Here is a 16,779-nt window from a genome sequence, read left to right on the forward strand (position 1 = left end):
GCCCGGCATGGACCACGCGATCCGCCAGATCCTCCGCCCGGTCCGGCTCACCCGGGCCGCGCTGGTCCGCGACGTCGAGCTCTACGACCCGCTCCCGGCCGTCCCCGCGATCGACGCGGACGGCCGCCGGGTCGCGCACGCCTGGCTGCTGATCCGCGCGTTCACCGAGCCGGTCGGCGCGCTGCTGCTGGACGTGCCGGACGGCGGGCTCACGCCGGAGGCGGTCGCGGACGCGATCGACACCCGGCTCGGCGCCGCGGTCCGGTCGCGGCTGACCGCGGCCGGGATCGACGGAGACGGGCCGCTGCCGCTCGGCGGTGCGGTGCCGGCGGCCGTACCCGCGTATCTGTCCGATCGGGTCTCGCTGCTGGCGGACGCGCCCGCGCTGACCGTGGTGATCTGCACCCGGGACCGGCCGGACGCGCTGTCCCGCTGCCTGGACGGGCTGCTCGCGCAGGAGTACCCGCGCTTCCGGATCCTGGTCGTGGACAGCGCGCCGGAGACCCGGGAGACCGCCGAGGTGGTGCTGGACGCCGCGCGCGCGGCCGAGTCGCCGGGCCGGATCACCGTGGACTACCTGCGCGAGGAGACGCCGGGCCTGTCGCACGCGCGGAACCGGGCCGTGGCCGCGGCGCCGGGCGAGACGCTCGCGTTCATCGACGACGACGCGGTCCCGGACGTGCACTGGCTGGCCGAGATCGCCCGCGCGCTCGCGCTGCACCCGGACGCGGACGTGATCACCGGCGCGGTCGTGCCCGCGGAGCTGGAGACGGACGCGCAGCTGTGGGCGCAGCGGATGAGCGACCCGTCGTTCGTCCCGGAGCGGTTCGGGCCCGCGACCGAGCGCCGGCGGCATCCGCTGGCCGCGGTGCCACCGGCCGGGTCCGGCACGAACATGGTGTTCCGGCCGCACGTGATCGAGCGGATCGGCGGCTGGGACGTGGCGCTCGGCGCCGGCACCCCGGCCCGGCGCGCGGCCGAGACGCTCGCGTTCGCGCAGGTGCGGCTGCACGGCGGCACCATCGCGTACGAGCCGTCCGTGCTGGTCCGCGCCCGGCACCACCGTGACCTGGACGGCCTGCGCGAGCAGCTGGCCGGGCACGGCACCGGGGTGGCCGCGGTCTACACCGCGCTGGTGATGGCCGACCCGCTGCTGGCGCTGCCGGTGCTCGGCCAGGTGCGCCGGAGCCTGCGCGGCCCGGCGCTGCCCACGGACGCTCCGGCCGCGCTGCGCGGTGCGCACCGGGCCGGGGTGCTGGCCGGACCGCGCGCCTACCTCACCGGCCTGCGCGACGAGCGCCGCCGCCGGCTCGCCGAGCGCACCTACCCAGCCGTCCCGTGATCTCCGCCGGCCGAGATCCAGGCGTCGTTCATGTCAACGCCCGGATCACCATCAGAGGCGGTCGAGCGTGTGCATCTCGTCGTCGGTGAGCGTGAAGCCGAAGAGGTCGAGGTTCTCCGCGATCCGGTCCGCGCGCACCGACTTCGGGATGATCACGATGTCGTGCTGGAGGTGCCAGCGCAGCACCACCTGCGCCGGCGTCCGCCCGTGCCGCCCGGCGATCTCGGCCAGCACCGGCGAGTCCATCGGCGTGCGCTTGATCAGGCTGTAGCCCTCGACCACCACGTTGCGCGAGCGCAGGTCGGCCAGCAGCGGCGCGTCGTGCCGGGCCGGGCTCCACGGGATCTGGTCCACCACCGGCGGCCGCCCGGTCGCCGCGACCAGCTCGTCGATCTGCTCCGGCGCGTAGTTGCTGACGCCGATCGACCGGACGAAGCCGCTGTCCTGCGCACTGATCAGCTCGCGCCACACCTCGGGCGCGGCCAGCCCGCCGGGCGGCCAGTGGATCAGCCACAGGTCGACCTGCTGCACGCCGAGGTGACGCAGGCTGTCGGTGAGCGCCCGCTTCTCCCGGCCCGCGTCCTCGGCCAGCAGTTTGGTGGTGATGAAGACGTCCTCCCGGGGCACGCCGCTGTCCCGGAGCGCGCGGCCGACCTCGGCCTCGTTGCCGTACATGGTCGCGGTGTCGATGTGCCGGTAACCGGCGTCGAGCGCGGCGCGGGTCGCGTCGTAGGCCTGCTGACCCCGCATCCGCCAGGTGCCGAAGCCGACCATCGGCATCTCGGCGGCCGAACCGTCCGGTAGCGGAAGTGTGACCGTGGGAACCGTCATGGCCGCAATCTATCGCGGTTCGCGTGCGCGGGCCGCGCCGTCATTACCCGGAAGTCACGTTCGTGCCGCACTCTGGAGACATGACCATCCGCGCGAAGATCATCGCCGCGGCGATCATGCTGCTCACCGTCCTGGTCGTCGCGATCTCGGCCGCCGTGACCACCCGGGCTCCGTCCCCGGTCGCCCAGGTCACGACTGCGGCACCGGCGCCGGCGCCGGTCCCCCGGGAGGCACCGGCCGCCCAGGACGTGCCGGAGACCGACGCGGCCTTCCAGCGCAGCCTGAACGCTCTGATCAGCACGGACGGATTCCCCGGTGTGCTCGCGTCCGTCGAGGACCCGGGCGGCGACGCCCGCGACTACACCGCGGGCGCCGGGGACGTGGCCACCGGCGAGGCACCGCCCACCAACGGCTACGTCCGGATCGGCAGCAACACGAAGACGTTCGTGGCCGTGGTCGTGCTGCAGATGGTCTCGGAGGGCCAGGTCGGGCTGGACCGGTCGATCCAGACGTACCTGCCGGGCGTGGTGCCGGGCGGCAAGAACATCACGGTGCGGCAGCTGCTGCAGCACACCAGCGGCCTGGCGAACTACACCGACCACATGCGGGACGAGGACTTCGACGAGGGCCGGCACCTCTACCGCAGCCCGCGGTCCCTGCTGGACATCGCGTTCTCGAAGCCGCCGACGTTTCCGCCCGGGAAGGGCTGGCGCTACAGCAACACGGGGTACGTCGTGCTCGGCCTGATGATCGAACGGCTCTCCGGCCGGACGGTCGGGGAGGAGATCACCACGCGCGTGATCAACCGGCTGGGGCTGCGCGAGACGTACTTCCCGGCGGGCGACGACGAGACGCTGCGCGCGCCGCACCCCCGGGCGTACGAGGACGACCCGCGCGACGACGTCACGGTCTCGGACCCGTCCTGGGCGTGGGCGGCCGGCGCGATGATCGCCACCCCCCGCGACCTGAACGCGTTCTTCCGCGCGCTGCTCTTCGAGAGCCGGCTGCTCGGCCCGGCCGAGCTGGCCGAGATGCGCAGGACCGTGGACACCGGCGACCAGATGTGGCCCGGCGTGCGGTACGGACTCGGCCTCACCCGCACGCCGCTGCGGTGCGGCGACGCCTACTGGGGACACGGCGGCGACGTGCCCGGCTTCGAGACCCGCGGCGGCGTCCGCGACGACGGCCGCACCGTCACGGTCGCGGTCACCTCCGGCCCGTCCGGCCGTGCCGCGCACCTGCACGTGGTCGCCGCGGTCGAGACCGCGTTCTGCGGGTGACGGGGTAGGCCTGCCCATACCTTCGGCACGGGGTCCACACCGATCGATCCGGGCCGCGAACTCCACGAAACTCTCCGGCATGACATTCCGCAGAGGCACCGCCACCGCGCTGGCACTGCTCACCGGCCTCACCCTGGTCACCGCGCCGGCGCCGGCGTCGGCCCGCTCCGGCGGCGCGGCGCAGTCCGCGCTGGACGCGCTGGTCCGGGCGGACGGCTTCCCGGGCGCGCTGGCCGCGATCACGAGCCGCTCCGGCCGCACCCGTGACCTCACCGCCGGCGTCGGCGACCTGCGCACCGGCGCGAAACCGCCGGCCGACGGGTACGTCCGGATCGGCAGCAACACGAAGACGTTCACGGCCGTGGCCGTGCTCCAGCTGGCCGGCGAGGGCCGGATCGGGCTGGACGAGCCGATCTCCACCTATCTGCCGGGCCTGGTTCCGGACGGGGAACGGATCACGGTCCGCCAGCTGCTACAGCACACCAGCGGGCTGGCCAACTACACCGACCACATGCCGGACGAGGACTTCACCAGCGGCCGGCACCGCTACCGGGAGCCGCGCGAACTGCTGGACGTGGCGTTCGCGCACGCGCCGGACTTCGCGCCCGGGACCGGATGGCGGTACAGCAACACCGGCTACATCGTGCTCGGCCTGCTGATCCAGCGGGTATCCGGCCGGCCGCTGGCCGAGCAGATCACCGAGCGGGTGATCGACCGGGCCGGGCTGCGCCGCACGTACTTCCCCGCCGTCGGCGACGAGACGATCCGCGCGCCGCATCCGCGCGGCTACCTCGGCCCGGACCGGGTCGACGTCACCGAGTTCGACCCGTCGTGGGGCTGGGCGGCCGGTCAGATGATCTCCACGCCGCGCGACCTGAACGCGTTCTTCCGCGCGCTGCTCGGCGGCCGGCTGCTGCGGCCGGCCGAGCTGACCGAGATGAAGCGGACGGTCGACGCGTCCGCGGGCCTGTGGCCCGGCGCACGCTACGGGCTCGGCCTGGCCAGCTCGTCGCTGAGCTGCGGTGGCGTCTACTGGGGACACGGCGGCGACCTGCCCGGCTTCGAGACCCGCGGCGGCGCCACCGAGGACGGCCGCGCGGTCTCGATCGCGCTCACCACGACCCCGGACACCGAGACCCGTCACCAGCACGTGCTCGACGCGGTCGACACCGCGTTCTGCCGCTGAAGCCGTCGCGGGGGTACGCCGTACCCCCGCGACGGTTTTGATCATGAAGCGGGGAAGCGCAGGATGCGGTCGTCGCCGTCGCGGACGTCGCCGCGGCCGTCGGTGTTGGACGTGGTCATCCAGAGCGCGCCGTCCGGGGCGATCTCGACCGTGCGGATCCGGCCGTACTCACCGCTGAACTCGGCCTTCGGCTCGCCGGTGTTCTGGCCGTCCAGCGGGATGGCCCAGAGCCGCTCGCCGCGCAACGCCGCCACGAAGATCGTGTCACCCGCGATCGCCATCCCGGACGGCGACGACTCTGCCGTACCCCAGGTGACCTTGGGGTTGGTGTATTTGCCGTCCGCGGTGTCGCCCTCGCCCTCGACGTCCGGCCAGCCGTAGTTGCGGCCCGGCTCGATCTGGTTGACCTCGTCCAGCCGGTTCTGCCCGAACTCGGTCGCCCACAGCTTGCCGTCCGCGTCCCAGGCCAGGCCCTGCACGTTGCGGTGGCCGAGCGAGAAGACCGGCGAGCCCTCGGTGGGATTGCCGGGCGCGGCGTCGCCGTCCGGGGTGAGCCGCAGGATCTTGCCGTTCGGGCTGCGCGGGTCCTGCGAGCGCGGCTTCACGTTCGCGTCACCGGTGCCCACGTAGAGCAGCTCGTCCGGCCCGAACGCGATCCGCCCGCCATTGTGGATGTTTGCCTTCGCGATGCCGGTGAAGATCTCCTCCGGTTCGCCCTCGACGCCCCGGTTGTCCGCGCGCACCTTCACCCGCACGATCCGGTTGTCGTCCGCGGCCGTGAAGTACGCGTAGAGCCACCGGTCGGTCGCGAAGTCCGGGCTGACCGCGAGCCCGAGCAGGCCGCCCTCGCCGCCCGGCTCCACGCCGGGGATCTCGTAGATCTCGTGCGTCTCGCCGCCGGCCGCCGGGACGTGCTTGACCTTCGCGGTCTCCCGCTCGGCGACGAACGCGGAGCCGTCCGGCAGGAACGTCAGCCCCCACGGCACCTCGACGTCCGTCGCCACCTCCTGCGGCTGCGCGCCGAGGTCGGGCGGACCGGCCGGACTCGGGCTCTGGCTCTGCGGCGCGCTCGGTGAGGGCGGCGGGGCCGGCGACGGACCGTAGGTGGCGGTCCCGCCGGGGGGTTCCTCCTCGCTGCAACCCGCCGCCAGCACCAGCATCAGTGCCAGCCCCAGGCTCGTCCCTACCCGCTGCGCCATGCCCGACCTCCCGCGTGGTTTCCTTCTTCCTACCCGGTTCACCGGGAGCCTGCTCGGTTCCCGCTCCCCTGGAGGTCAACCCCGTGTCCGCGACCGAGTTCGTGCTGGCGCACACCCGGCTCGCACCGGTGCCGTTCGTGCCCGAGGTCAGACTGCACCTCGCGCAGGACGCGATCGACCTGTGGGAGCACACCGAGACGCACACCGGTGAGTCCCAGCCGCCGCCGTTCTGGGCGTTCGCGTGGGCCGGCGGTCAGGCCGTCGCCCGCCACATCCTGGATTTTCCGGATATCGTACGAGGAAAGGCCGTGCTCGACCTCGCCTCCGGTTCCGGGCTGGTCGCGGTCGCGGCCGCGCTGGCCGGCGCCCGGCACGTGATCGCCAACGACATCGACCCGTACGCGATCGCCGCGATCGAGCTCAACATCCGGGCGAACGCGGTACATGGAACGGTGGCGTCGAACGGCGACGATCTATTGACCGGTCCGGCTAGCCCGGACGTGGACGTGCTCCTGGCCGGCGACGTCTTCTACAGCCGCGAGATGTCCGGCCGCATGCTCACGTTCCTCGAACGCGCCGCCGCGCACGGCACGGACGTGCTGGCCGGCGACCCGGGCCGGGCCTACCTGCCGCACAGCCGGCTGACCGTGATCGCCGGATACGACGTGCCGATGGTCGGCGCGCTGGAGAACGCGGACACCAAGCGCGCCACCGTGCTGCGCCCGTCGTCCCCCGATTAGGCGTCAGTCGCTCCGATCACCCCTGGCCTGGCTGGTTCGTTGGCGCTGTATCCACCGAACCCTCCCGACAGCCTGCCGCGCCCGGTGCGCGGCGGTTCCCGGCACCTCGAAGGAGCTGGCTGCCGTGACCGGCCCATCGTCACCACTGCGCATCGGCGACACCGTCCAGATCCCGGAGCCCGACTACTGCTATGGGCTCGGCACGCTCACGCTGCGGATAACCGCGATCGGCACCGGCGGCCGCCGCGACTGGATCCAGCTGCGCGGCATCCAGCTCGCGGACGACGGCCGCGAGATCAAGGAACGCGAGGTCCTCGCCCGCGCCGCCGCCATCCGCCGAACTGCCTGAGATCGTTTTCCCGCTCCCGGCGCGGGCACCTTCCGAGTGCTCCCGCGGACACCGGCCGGCCGCGGGCCCCGCACGCCGAGTGGGCGGTCGCCACAGAACCGCACGTCCCGCGTCCGCTACGCGGACTCGTCCTGGCGGGTGAGTCTGAGGTCAGGGGTGACCGGCGCTTCGCGCGGCCGGCACCGGAGGCATCCGCAGGAGCCGCGTCAGCGCCGGTGAGGCGAGGCGAGCCGCGAACCCAAGACCGCCTGAAACCGGCACCGACACCAGAACCAACACGCCCGAATATGGGCTGGAAGGATCTTGGAGTGCCTTCCGGCGGTGTGTCAGCGGATCGCCTTATGCGGATTTTTCGGGCACGGAGCGCCCAGTCCGCGCGGGCGCCCAGCCCGCACGGGCACCGAGCCGCAGATCCAGTTGATGAGAGCGATCTTCCGTTATTCGGGAGGGGTCACGCCGGGATCTCTACTGCTGGCGGAGGCGGGAGTGGCGGTAGCCGTAGACGGCGTAGATGAGGAGGCCGGCCAGGAGCCAGAGGCCGAACCGGAGCCAGGTGCTGCCCGGCAGGTCGATCATCAGGTAGACGGCGAACACGATGCCGAGCAGCGGCAGCACCGGGGCGAACGGCACGCGGTAGGGGCGTGGCATGTCCGGGCGGGTGCGGCGGAGGACCAGAACACCGATGTTGACCAGCACGAACGCGAAGAGCGTACCGATGTTGGTGAGGCGGACGATCTCGCTCAGCGGGACCAGGGCGGCCAGCACCGAGATCAGCAGGCCGAGCCCGACGGTCAGCACGACCGGGGTGCCGAGGCGCGGGTGAAGCGTGGCCAGGCGGCGCGGCAGCAGTCCGTCGCGGCACATGCTGAAGAAGATCCGGGTCTGGCCGTAGAGGATCACCAGCACCACACTGGTGATCGCGACCAGTGCGCCGAACGCCAGGATCGCGGCGGCCCAGGTGATGCCGGCGCCGTCGGAGAGCGCGGCGGCCAGCGGCGCGTCGCTGCCGGAGAGCACGCCGGCGCCCGCGATGCCGACCGCGCCGATCGAGACCAGCACGTAGAAGACCGTGCAGACGACCAGCGAGCCGATGATCGCGATGGGCAGGTCCCGGGCCGGGTTGCGCGCCTCCTCGCTGCCGGTGGTGACCGCGTCGAAGCCGATGAACGCGAAGAAGATGAGCGCGGCCGCGCTGACCACGCCGTCGCCGCCGTTTGGGAGCAGCGGCGTGAAGTTCGCGGTGTTGATCGCGGTGCAGGCCACGATGATGAAGAAGATCAGCACGGCCAGCTTGACCACGACCATCACCAGGTTGGCCCGCGCGCTCTCCCGCACGCCGAGTGCCAGCAGCGCGGTGATCATCAGGACCACGGCCACGGCCGGCAGGTTGACGGTCCCGTCCGGCGGTGACTGCGAGATCGCGGCCGGGAGCTCGAATCCGAACGTGGCGTCCAGGAACGCGTTGACGTTGCCGCCCCAGCCGACCGCGATCGCGGCGACGGCCACGCCGTACTCCAGGATCAGGTCCCAGCCGATGATCCAGGCGACGAGTTCGCCGAGCGTGGCGTAGGTGTAGGTGTAGGCGCTGCCGGAGACCGGCATCGACGACGCCAGCTCCGCGTAGGACAGCGCGGAGAACAGGCAGGCGAGCCCGGCCAGCACGAACGCGAGGATCACGCCGGGGCCGGCCAGGCCCGCGCCCTCGCCGATCACCACGAAGATGCCGGTGCCGATGACCGCGCCGACGCCGAGCGCGGTGAGCTGAACCGGCCCGACCGCGCGCTTCAGCGTCTGACCGTCCACCTCCGTGTCGGCCACCAGCGAGTCCACGGACCGGGTGGCGAACAGTCTGCGGCGCATGCCCAGGGAATCGACCATGGTCAACATCTTACCCCGCATTCGACGGAATGCCGACTCGACATTCATCTGCTGCGCGATTGCGCGTTTCCGGGCAAAAACCTGCCAGGGGTACGGCTAAGGTAATCGATGAGCCATTTTCAACCTGGCCTATCCGGCTGGGGGCATGACACAGTAGACGGTCCGGGGGCGCCAGGTTGAAAAAAGCTCAATTCCTGAGCAGCCGCCTGCACCTTTCCTGGGTTCATCGGGACCGGGCGTTGCTGTGCGACGACAACGGCGGCTACTCGTGGGTGGACCCCGACGATCCGCGGCTGGCCGAGGTGCGGTTGCTGGGCGAGACCACCCGGGTCGGCGAGGTCACCGGCGGGCCGCGCGACAACCTGCTCATCCAGGGCGACTGCCGGGATGCGTTGCGCGCGCTGACCCGGATCCCGGAGTGGGCGGCGGCGTACCGGGGGGCGGCCAAGCTGGTCTACCTCGACCCGCCGTTCAACACCGGGCAGACCTTCGCGCAGTACGATGACGGTCTCGACCATTCGATCTGGCTGGCCATGATGCGCGAGCGACTGCTGCTGGCCCGCGATCTGCTGGCGCCGGACGGCTCGCTCTGGGTGCATCTGGACGACGCCGAGAGCGCGTACTGCAAGGTGCTGCTCGACGAGATCTTCGGCCGGTCCGGGTTCGTCGGCACCGTGGTCTGGGAGAAGGACCGCGGCCGCCGCAACGACACCGACCTCTCCTCCGCACACGACTACATCCACGTCTACGCGCCGTGCGGGCCCGCCTGGCGCGCGGTGCGAAACCTGCTGCCGCGCACCGCACTGGTCGACGGCCGCTATCGCAACCCGGACGGCGACCCGCGCGGCCCGTGGTTGCAGGGCGACAACGGCACCGCGAAGAGCGGCAGCGAGCGCAACCGGTTCGCGGTGGAGCTGCCGTCCGGCCGGACGGTCCGCCCGCCCGCCGGGTCGTACTGGAGGTTCAGCCCGGCCACGCTGGCCGTCGCGCGCGCGGAGGGCCGCGTCTGGTTCGGCCGCACCGGCGACAGCCTGCCGGTGATCAAGCGGTACCGGCACGAGGTGCAGCCCGGCCTGGTCCCGCGCACCTGGTGGCCGGCGGACGAGGTCGGCACGAACCAGGACGCCAAGCGCGACCACCTGCGCCGCCTCTTCCCGGGCGCGGAGCCGTTCGCCACGCCCAAGCCGGAGCCGCTGCTGCGCCGGATCATCGAGATCGCCACCTCCCCCGGCGACCTGGTGATCGACGCGTTCGCCGGCTCGGGCACCACCGCGGCCGTGGCGCACAAGCTCGGCCGGCGCTGGGTCGCGGTCGAGCGCAGCGCGGCCACGGTCGCGGCGTTCACGCTCCCCCGGCTGCGAATGGTGGTGGACGGCGCCGACCCGGGCGGCGTCACCCGCGACGAGATCGTCGCACCGGCCGTGTCACTGCCGGACGGCGTCACCGCCGCGGACGTGGTGGCCGCCCGGCGTACCGTGGCGGCTCTCGCGGGTGGTGGTCTTCTGGACGGCGTCGGCGCGGACGCGCTCGGCGTGCTGCACCGGCGGCTCGGGCACGCGTCCCGGACGCGCCGCACGGTGGTGCGCGAGTGGCGCGGCGGCGGTGGATTCCGGGCGCTGGCCGTCGCGCCCGCGCGCTACCGTTTCGACGGCGGGCGGCCACTGCTGGAGGCGCTGCCGCCCGAGTTCGTGGCGGCGCAGCTCGGCTTCCGGGTGCTGCCGCACGGGCCGTTCGCCGGGCTGCGCGGCCGCACCCGGCTCGCGGTCGCGGACGGCGTGGTCGACGACCGGGTCGCGGCGGACGCGGTCGCGGCGCTGCGTGCGGACGAGACCGTCACGATCGTCGGCCGGGCCGTGCTGCCCGGGACGGCCGCGCTGCTGCGCACGCTGCGGCCCGGCTCACGCGCGCTGAAGGCACCAGACGACCTTCTCCGGCACCGGCGGGTGACGCGGTGAGCGGCCGAGAGCAAGCCGGCCTCCTCCGACACCGGCGGGTGACCAGGTGAGCGGCCGACGGCAAGCCGGCCTCCGGGTGACCAGGTGAGCGGCCGAGAGCAAGCCGGCCTCCTCCGACACCGGCGGGTGACCAGGTGAGCGGCCGACGGCAAGCCGGCCTCCTCCTGCACCGGCGGGTGATGCGGTGAGCGGCTGGCTGCCGTACGACGCGGGTCTGGTGGCGCAGATCGCGGCCGCGATGGACCTGCGGGCGCCGAATGCGGCGGCGCTGGCGGCGGCGGCCCACGCGGTGGCGGCCGGTGACGGGCGCGAGGTGGTCTGCGAGTTGGCCACCGGCGTCGGCAAGTCCTACGTGAGCGCGGCGCTGGTCGACTACCTGGCCGAGCGCGGCGTGCGGCACGTCCTGATCGTCACGCCCGGCACCGCGATCCGGGAGAAGACGATCGGCAACTTCACGCCCGGGCACCCGCGCTTCGTGGCGGGCGCGGAGCACCCGGTCGCGATCGTGACCGGTCCGGCGCCGCCGCAGGACGGGCTGACGCTCTACGTCTTCACGGTGCAGCAGCTGATCCGGCCGGGCGCCACGGTCAGCCGCCGGCTGCGGGCGGTCGACGAGACGCTCGGAGCCGGGCTCTACCAGCGGCTGGCGGAGACGGACGACCTGGTGGTGATCGCGGACGAGCACCATGTGTACCGGGAGTCGGCGCGGGCGTTCGGCGCGGCGGTGCGGGACCTGGCGCCGCGCGCGCTGATCGGCTTCACGGCCACGCCGGACCGGGCCGACCGGGACCGGGTGGTGTTCCGCTACCCGCTCGCCTCCGCGATCGCGGACGGCCTGGTCTCGATCCCGGTCCTGGTCGGCGCGACGGACACCGCGGATCCACCGCTCTCGACGGCGCTGCCCGCGAAGCAGGCCACGTCCGCGGATCACGCCGCGCCGACGGATCACGCCACGCGCGCAGAGCACGCCGCGCGCGCAGATCAAGCCACGCCCGCGAACCACGCCGCGCCCACAGGTCAGGCCACGCCCGCGGATCAGGCCATTCCAGCGGATCAGGCCACGCCCGCGAATCACGTCACGCCCACAGATCACGCCGCGCCCACAGATCACTCCACGTGCACAGATCAGGCCGCGCCGACGGATCGGGGTGAGCGTGCCAATCCGTCTGCCGACGCTGCCGGGGGCGTGCCTGGGGACCGGCCGGTTCCCGCGGAGCGGGTCGATCGGGAGGAGTGGTTGCGGCGGGCGTGCCGGCTGCGGGAGGCGAAGGAGGTCGCCTGGCACGCGTGGGCGGCGGCGCACGGCGTACCCCCGATGACGCCTTTGATCTTCGTGGTGTGCCGGGTGATCGACGACGCCGCGCAGGTCGCGGACGAGCTCGCGGCCCTGCTGCCGGGTGCCAGGCGGGTGCTGCTGGTGACCTCCAGATCCAGCGACGACGCGCTGCGCGCGCTGACCCGCGTGTCAGAGATCGATTCACCGGTACGCGCGGTCGTCTCCGTCGACAAGCTCAGCTCCGGCTGGGACGTGCCCAACGTGGGCGTGATCCTGGCGCTGCGCGCGCTCGCCTCGGAGACGCTCACCGAACAGGTCCTCGGCCGCGGCCTGCGCCTGCCCTACGGCCGCCGGGTCGGTGTGCCCGCGGTCGACTCCGTCGACGTGCTCACCCACGAATCCTATCGCGAGCTGCTGACCAGCACGGACGAGCTGCGCGAGGCGATCGCGCCGGGCTCGCGGGGGACGGTCGCGCACGCGGGCGGCGAGGCGACGCTGACGGTCGGCTCGGCACCGGTGCTGCGGATCAGCGGCTACGCGCGGGCGCTCGCGGACGCTCACGCACCGGTCGGACCGCCACCGTTCCCGGCCGCGGAGTCAGCGCCGGCCGAGCCGGTGCCGCTGCGGGCCGTCCGGTTCTCATTGGCCGCGATTCCCAGCGACGCGGCCTTCGCGGCCGGCCACCGCGTTCGGGCCGCCGCCGGACACGGCGCTCGAACCCCCGCCGCACACGGCGTTCACGTCGCCACTGGCCACGGCGTTCAGGCCACCGCCGGACGCGGCGTTCAAGCCACCGCCGGACCCGGCACTCAAGCCACCGCCGGACCCGGCACTCAAGCAACCACCGGACCCGGCACTCAAGCAACCACCGGACCCGGCACTCAAGCAACCACCGGACCCGGTTATCACGCCGTGTCCGGTGACGGCACCGCCCGACCGGCGGCCACGGACGCCTCTGCCGGCGCGCCGACCGGTGGCGAGCGACGCCCGGACGGCCGCGCCGACGCCGTTCGGGACCTCGCCGACCGGCTGCTCGATCTTCCGCTGGTCGAGGCGACCGGCGCGGAGGTCGCCGAGGCCGGCCGGCTGGCCGCCGCCTACCTGGCGGGCCGGGCCGCGACGGCCGGTGGCGACGGCGTCCGCTGGGACACCGCCGCCGCGGAGCGGGCCGCCGACGCGCTCGCCGAGATCATCGCCGACGCCTACCGCCGCCGGTGAGCCCGGTCACGTGTGCTGGAGCGCGTCCTTCAGCTCGTCCTTGCTCATGTGCGAGCGCCCCGGCACCTCCGCGCGCTTCGCCTCCTCGTACAGCTCGTCCCGCGTCATCTCGTCGATATCCGCCGCCGCGCCGTCCCCGCCGACCGCCGCGATCTTCGGCGCCGCCGCGCCGCTGACCTCGTCGAGGTCCGTGGCCTCACCGGCGTCGTCGATACCGGCCTCCGCGATACCGTCCCCGTCGATGCCGGCTTCGCGCAGTTCCTCGCGGCGCTTCGCCTCGAACGCCTCGCCGAGCCGCTCCAGCTCGGCGTCGTCGACCGCCTCCGCCAGCGCCGGCAGGAGCTCGCTCTCCTCCTCGTTGACGTGGTGCCGCACCGCCTCCAGGAACTCCCGCAGCGCGTCGTCGAAGTCGGGCGAATCCACCATGCTCTGCGCCTTGTGCAGCAGCGACTCGGCCTCGGCGTGCTCGTCGTACCCGTGGTCGACCTCGTCCGCCTCGTCCGGCGCGGCCTTCTTGATCGCCGGGTACACCTCCTGCTCCTCCGCGAGCGAGTGCGCCTCCAGCCGGTTCTCGACCTCGCTGAGCAGCGCCCGCCGGTCTCCTCCGCCCGCCTCCAGCCGCGCGAAGACCCCCTCCATCCGCTGGTGGTCCTGCTTGATCGCCTCAACCGCGTCCATGAGCCACGCCTTTCCCCCGAATGTTCCGTGGACAGCGGTATCGCATACCCGCGCAAATCACCTCGAAACGCCGGTCAGTCCGGGGCCTGTGCCCGATAGCCGTCGAACAGCGGCCCACCGGCCCCGGCCAGCACCTCGCCGGCGAGCGCGGCCGGGTCGTCGCGGGCCGCCAGCCACCGGTCCGCAAGGGCGGGGTCGAGGTCCCGCAGCTCCCGGAGGAGCCACTTGCCGCCGCTGAGCCACCGCCCGGCGAACGCCAGCGCGGCCCGCGCGCTCTCCAGCCACAGCGTCGTGGCGATGACGGCCCGTTCGCCCGGATCGGTCGCGTGCACGTGGTCGTCGAGCAGGTCGGTCAGCCCGTACCGAAGGCGGTCCCGCTCCGCCCGGGTCAGCGGCGCAGGCCCGGCCGCGAGCACCCGTGCGCACCGCTCCGGCAGATCACCCGGATCGCCGCGCAGCACCGCACCGTGCGCGATCATCCGGTGCGTGCTGGGCTTGCGCGCGGCCAGCTCCCGCGCCAGGAACCGGCCGAGGTTCTCCGGCGTGTGCACGAACAGCTCCACCGGCCAGCCGCGGAAGTACAGGCTCTCCCGATGACCGGGCCCCTCGTCACACATCACCACGATGTCCAGATCAGATCCGGGGGTACGGTGCGGGCCGAGCACGCTGCCGGTCAGCATCGCCCAGGCCGCCCCGGGGAAACGAGCGGCGACCAGGTCCCCCGCGTCCTTCATCGCATCCATGAGCCCCATAATCCCAGCACGGGCCACCGACCCGATCGAGCCGGCCGGCCGGCCGGGCGAGAACATGCGCCGGACGGCCCGCAGCAGCGCGCGGAGTCCGGTGCGGCACGCGGAATGGGCGAAACGTTCTCAACTCCACAAGAGGACGCCGTAGATATTAACGGGTCGAGAGCCATTATTCGTTCGATCGTCTGGAGCGGCCGGGAACGGTGGGGTGCGGGATCAGAGCCAGTTGCGGCGGGCGGCCTGGAAGGCGAGGCCGGTGCGGGTGTCGACGCCGGCGATGGACATCAGGCGGTCGAGGCGGCGTTGGACGGTGCGGCGGCTGACGCCGAGCTGGGAGGCGATGGACTTGTCGGGGAGGCCGGCGACGAAGAGGGAGAGCAGGTGCTTCTCGGTGGCGTCGGCGTCGGCCTCCTCGATCATGCCGCCGGCCAGGCGCAGCGGGGTGGCGCGCTCCCAGTGTGACTCGAAGAGTGCGAGCAGCGCGTCCAGCAGCTCGCTGCGGCGGACCAGGGCCGCGGTCGGCTCGACGAAGCCGTGTTCGCCGTCCGGGACGAGCGGGCAGATCGCGGTCCGGCGGTCGGCGATCGCCAGCCGGACCGGCAGCGCGGGCAGCGTGCGGGCCTCCTCGCCGAGGCGGACGCTCTCCGTGATCCCGGCCAGCTCCCCGGGATCCGTGAGCAGGCCGCGTTCGTATATCGCGCGGTAGCGCACCCCGCGCTGCAACGCCCCGTGCTCCTCCGTGTTCTCCGTGCCCGGCATGGCGAGGGGGTTCGCGCGGCAGAACCAGAGGATCTCCTCGCGCGCCTCCATCTGCACCGTGTGCAGCCGGGCGCGCAGCGCGGCCCGGCCGTGCACGATCTCGACCAGGCTGTCCGCGTCACGGCGGCGGGCGGTGTCGCGGAACTCCTCGGAGAGCGCGGCGACCGCGCGGCGGGCCTCCTCCAGCGCGGCCTGGCGGCGCAGCAGCCGGTCACCGAGCGCGACGTCCGGGGCGAGCGCGACGTAGACCGGGTCGTCGCCGGTGCGTTCGGCCGCGAGTCCCTGGTCGCGCAGCGCGTGCAGCGCGCGGGCCGCGTCGTCGGCGCGCACCGACGCCCGCCGGGCCACCTCGGCGACGTCGGCCGAGCCGAGCCGGATCAGCGCCCGGTAGACGCGGTCGTGCTCCGGATCCAGCAGCGCCCCGTCCTCCATGACCACACTCTACGAAGGGGATGTGAGATTCGGTCATACCGCCGCGGTCATCATGTGTCTGTATGGTGCATCCAGGTACGGGTGCCGAAGTGCGCGCAGGCCCGCGACGCGATCTGCGCGGCGGCCCCGAGCGCCTCCGCGATGGAGTCGAGCCCGCCGGCGGCGACCGCGTGGGTGAGCGCGCCGTGGAAGACGTCGCCCGCGCCGAGCGTGTCGACGACCGGCACCGCGGGCACCGTGACCTGGCCGGACGCGCCGCCGGGACCCCACCACCGGATGGGGTCCGCGCCTGCGGTGACGGCGAGCCACGGCACGCCGTACCCCCGGATGATCTTCCGTAGTGGGCCTGGCGCGCGGAAGTCGGCCGACGCCGCGACCACGTCGGCCAGCGGCAGCAGCCGTTCGGTGCCGTCCTTCCAGCTGCCCGCGTCCAGGATCGTCGGGATGCCGCGCCGCCGCGCCGCGGTCAGCACGGCCTCGGCCAGTGCGGGATGATGCCCGTCCACCTGCACCGCGGACACCCCGTCAAGATCAAGATCATCCGGGGGTACGAGGTGAGCGCCGGCCGCGTTCGTGGAGGCCACGGCCCGCGCGCCGGTCGCGGCCGTCACCAGGATGCTCGACACCGACGGCGGCCCGTCGTGCCCCGGCGTGAGGTCCCGCACGCCGACCCGGCAGGCCGCGAGGTCGGCCCGGACGCCGGCCGCGAGCGGATGCCGGCCGACGCCGGTGAGCAGCGTGGCCCGGCCGCCCAGGTGTGCGAACGTGACCGCCGCGTTGGTGGCCGGCCCGCCCGCCGCCACGGTCTGCCGCAGCGCGGTCACCTTCTCGTTCGGGCCCGGGACGCGCTCCACCGACTGGATCACGTCGAGCGTGCAGAGACCTGCGAAGACGGCGTGCGGCACAG

The 16,779-nt window shown here is 73.4% G+C and carries 14 protein-coding genes; 7 read left to right on the forward strand and 7 right to left on the reverse strand.

Going from position 1 to position 16,779, the window contains the following annotated elements:
• Positions 1-7 precede the first annotated feature (7 nt).
• A complete protein-coding gene (locus tag J2S43_RS25910) occupies positions 8-1,342 on the forward strand; it encodes a glycosyltransferase family 2 protein (protein ID WP_306833490.1) in 1,335 nt (444 codons plus the stop codon).
• Positions 1,343-1,393: 51 nt separating this feature from the next.
• Here the strand turns inward: J2S43_RS25910 and J2S43_RS25915 are convergent, their stop codons facing one another.
• Positions 1,394-2,173, reverse strand: coding sequence for an aldo/keto reductase (locus tag J2S43_RS25915; RefSeq protein ID WP_306833492.1), 780 nt, complete (start codon positions 2,171-2,173; stop codon positions 1,394-1,396).
• An 80-nt stretch (positions 2,174-2,253) separates the two neighbouring features.
• Here J2S43_RS25915 and J2S43_RS25920 point away from each other — a divergent pair, with 80 nt between their 5' ends.
• The gene (locus tag J2S43_RS25920) at positions 2,254-3,453 is read left to right on the forward strand and encodes a serine hydrolase domain-containing protein (RefSeq protein WP_306833494.1); all 1,200 of its coding nucleotides are present in this window, start codon (positions 2,254-2,256) and stop codon (positions 3,451-3,453) included.
• A 79-nt stretch (positions 3,454-3,532) separates the two neighbouring features.
• Complete coding sequence (locus J2S43_RS25925; protein ID WP_306833496.1) at positions 3,533-4,639, forward strand: serine hydrolase domain-containing protein; 1,107 nt, start codon at positions 3,533-3,535, stop codon at positions 4,637-4,639.
• Positions 4,640-4,680: 41 nt separating this feature from the next.
• Here the strand turns inward: J2S43_RS25925 and J2S43_RS25930 are convergent, their stop codons facing one another.
• Positions 4,681-5,838 (reverse strand): PQQ-dependent sugar dehydrogenase, encoded by a 1,158-nt coding sequence (locus tag J2S43_RS25930; protein ID WP_306833498.1) that lies wholly within the window; start codon positions 5,836-5,838, stop codon positions 4,681-4,683.
• 83 nt (positions 5,839-5,921) lie between these two features.
• Here J2S43_RS25930 and J2S43_RS25935 point away from each other — a divergent pair, with 83 nt between their 5' ends.
• Both J2S43_RS25935 and J2S43_RS25940 read left to right on the forward strand, forming a co-directional pair.
• Positions 5,922-6,578 carry a class I SAM-dependent methyltransferase gene (locus J2S43_RS25935; RefSeq protein ID WP_306833500.1) on the forward strand — a complete coding sequence of 219 codons (657 nt, stop codon included), beginning with the start codon at positions 5,922-5,924 and terminating at the stop codon, positions 6,576-6,578.
• Between the two features lie 124 nt (positions 6,579-6,702).
• Positions 6,703-6,927, forward strand: a complete 225-nt coding sequence (locus J2S43_RS25940) for a hypothetical protein (RefSeq protein ID WP_306833502.1) — start codon at positions 6,703-6,705, stop codon at positions 6,925-6,927.
• Between the two features lie 465 nt (positions 6,928-7,392).
• On the opposite strand, the gene J2S43_RS25945 is transcribed toward J2S43_RS25940, so the two are convergent.
• Positions 7,393-8,805 (reverse strand): amino acid permease, encoded by a 1,413-nt coding sequence (locus J2S43_RS25945; RefSeq protein ID WP_306833503.1) that lies wholly within the window; start codon positions 8,803-8,805, stop codon positions 7,393-7,395.
• Between the two features lie 239 nt (positions 8,806-9,044).
• On the opposite strand from J2S43_RS25945, the gene J2S43_RS25950 reads away from it, so the two are divergent.
• The gene (locus J2S43_RS25950) at positions 9,045-10,760 is read left to right on the forward strand and encodes a site-specific DNA-methyltransferase (protein ID WP_306833505.1); all 1,716 of its coding nucleotides are present in this window, start codon (positions 9,045-9,047) and stop codon (positions 10,758-10,760) included.
• 184 nt (positions 10,761-10,944) lie between these two features.
• On the forward strand, positions 10,945-13,254 hold the full coding sequence (locus J2S43_RS25955) for a DEAD/DEAH box helicase family protein (protein WP_306833507.1): 2,310 nt from the start codon (positions 10,945-10,947) through the stop codon (positions 13,252-13,254).
• A 6-nt stretch (positions 13,255-13,260) separates the two neighbouring features.
• Here the strand turns inward: J2S43_RS25955 and J2S43_RS25960 are convergent, their stop codons facing one another.
• The 4 genes from J2S43_RS25960 to J2S43_RS25975 form a co-directional block, all read right to left on the reverse strand.
• Positions 13,261-13,932, reverse strand: coding sequence for a hemerythrin domain-containing protein (locus tag J2S43_RS25960; protein WP_306833509.1), 672 nt, complete (start codon positions 13,930-13,932; stop codon positions 13,261-13,263).
• Positions 13,933-14,006: 74 nt separating this feature from the next.
• The gene (locus J2S43_RS25965) at positions 14,007-14,675 is read right to left on the reverse strand and encodes a nucleotidyltransferase domain-containing protein (RefSeq protein WP_306833511.1); all 669 of its coding nucleotides are present in this window, start codon (positions 14,673-14,675) and stop codon (positions 14,007-14,009) included.
• A gap of 222 nt (positions 14,676-14,897) precedes the next feature.
• A complete protein-coding gene (locus J2S43_RS25970; RefSeq protein WP_306833513.1) occupies positions 14,898-15,872 on the reverse strand; it encodes a helix-turn-helix domain-containing protein in 975 nt (324 codons plus the stop codon).
• 50 nt (positions 15,873-15,922) lie between these two features.
• On the reverse strand, positions 15,923-16,777 hold the full coding sequence (locus J2S43_RS25975) for a PfkB family carbohydrate kinase (protein ID WP_306833515.1): 855 nt from the start codon (positions 16,775-16,777) through the stop codon (positions 15,923-15,925).
• Positions 16,778-16,779 lie beyond the last annotated feature (2 nt).

It is taken from the genome of Catenuloplanes nepalensis, from assembly GCF_030811575.1.
In the GTDB taxonomy this organism is placed as follows: domain Bacteria; phylum Actinomycetota; class Actinomycetes; order Mycobacteriales; family Micromonosporaceae; genus Catenuloplanes; species Catenuloplanes nepalensis.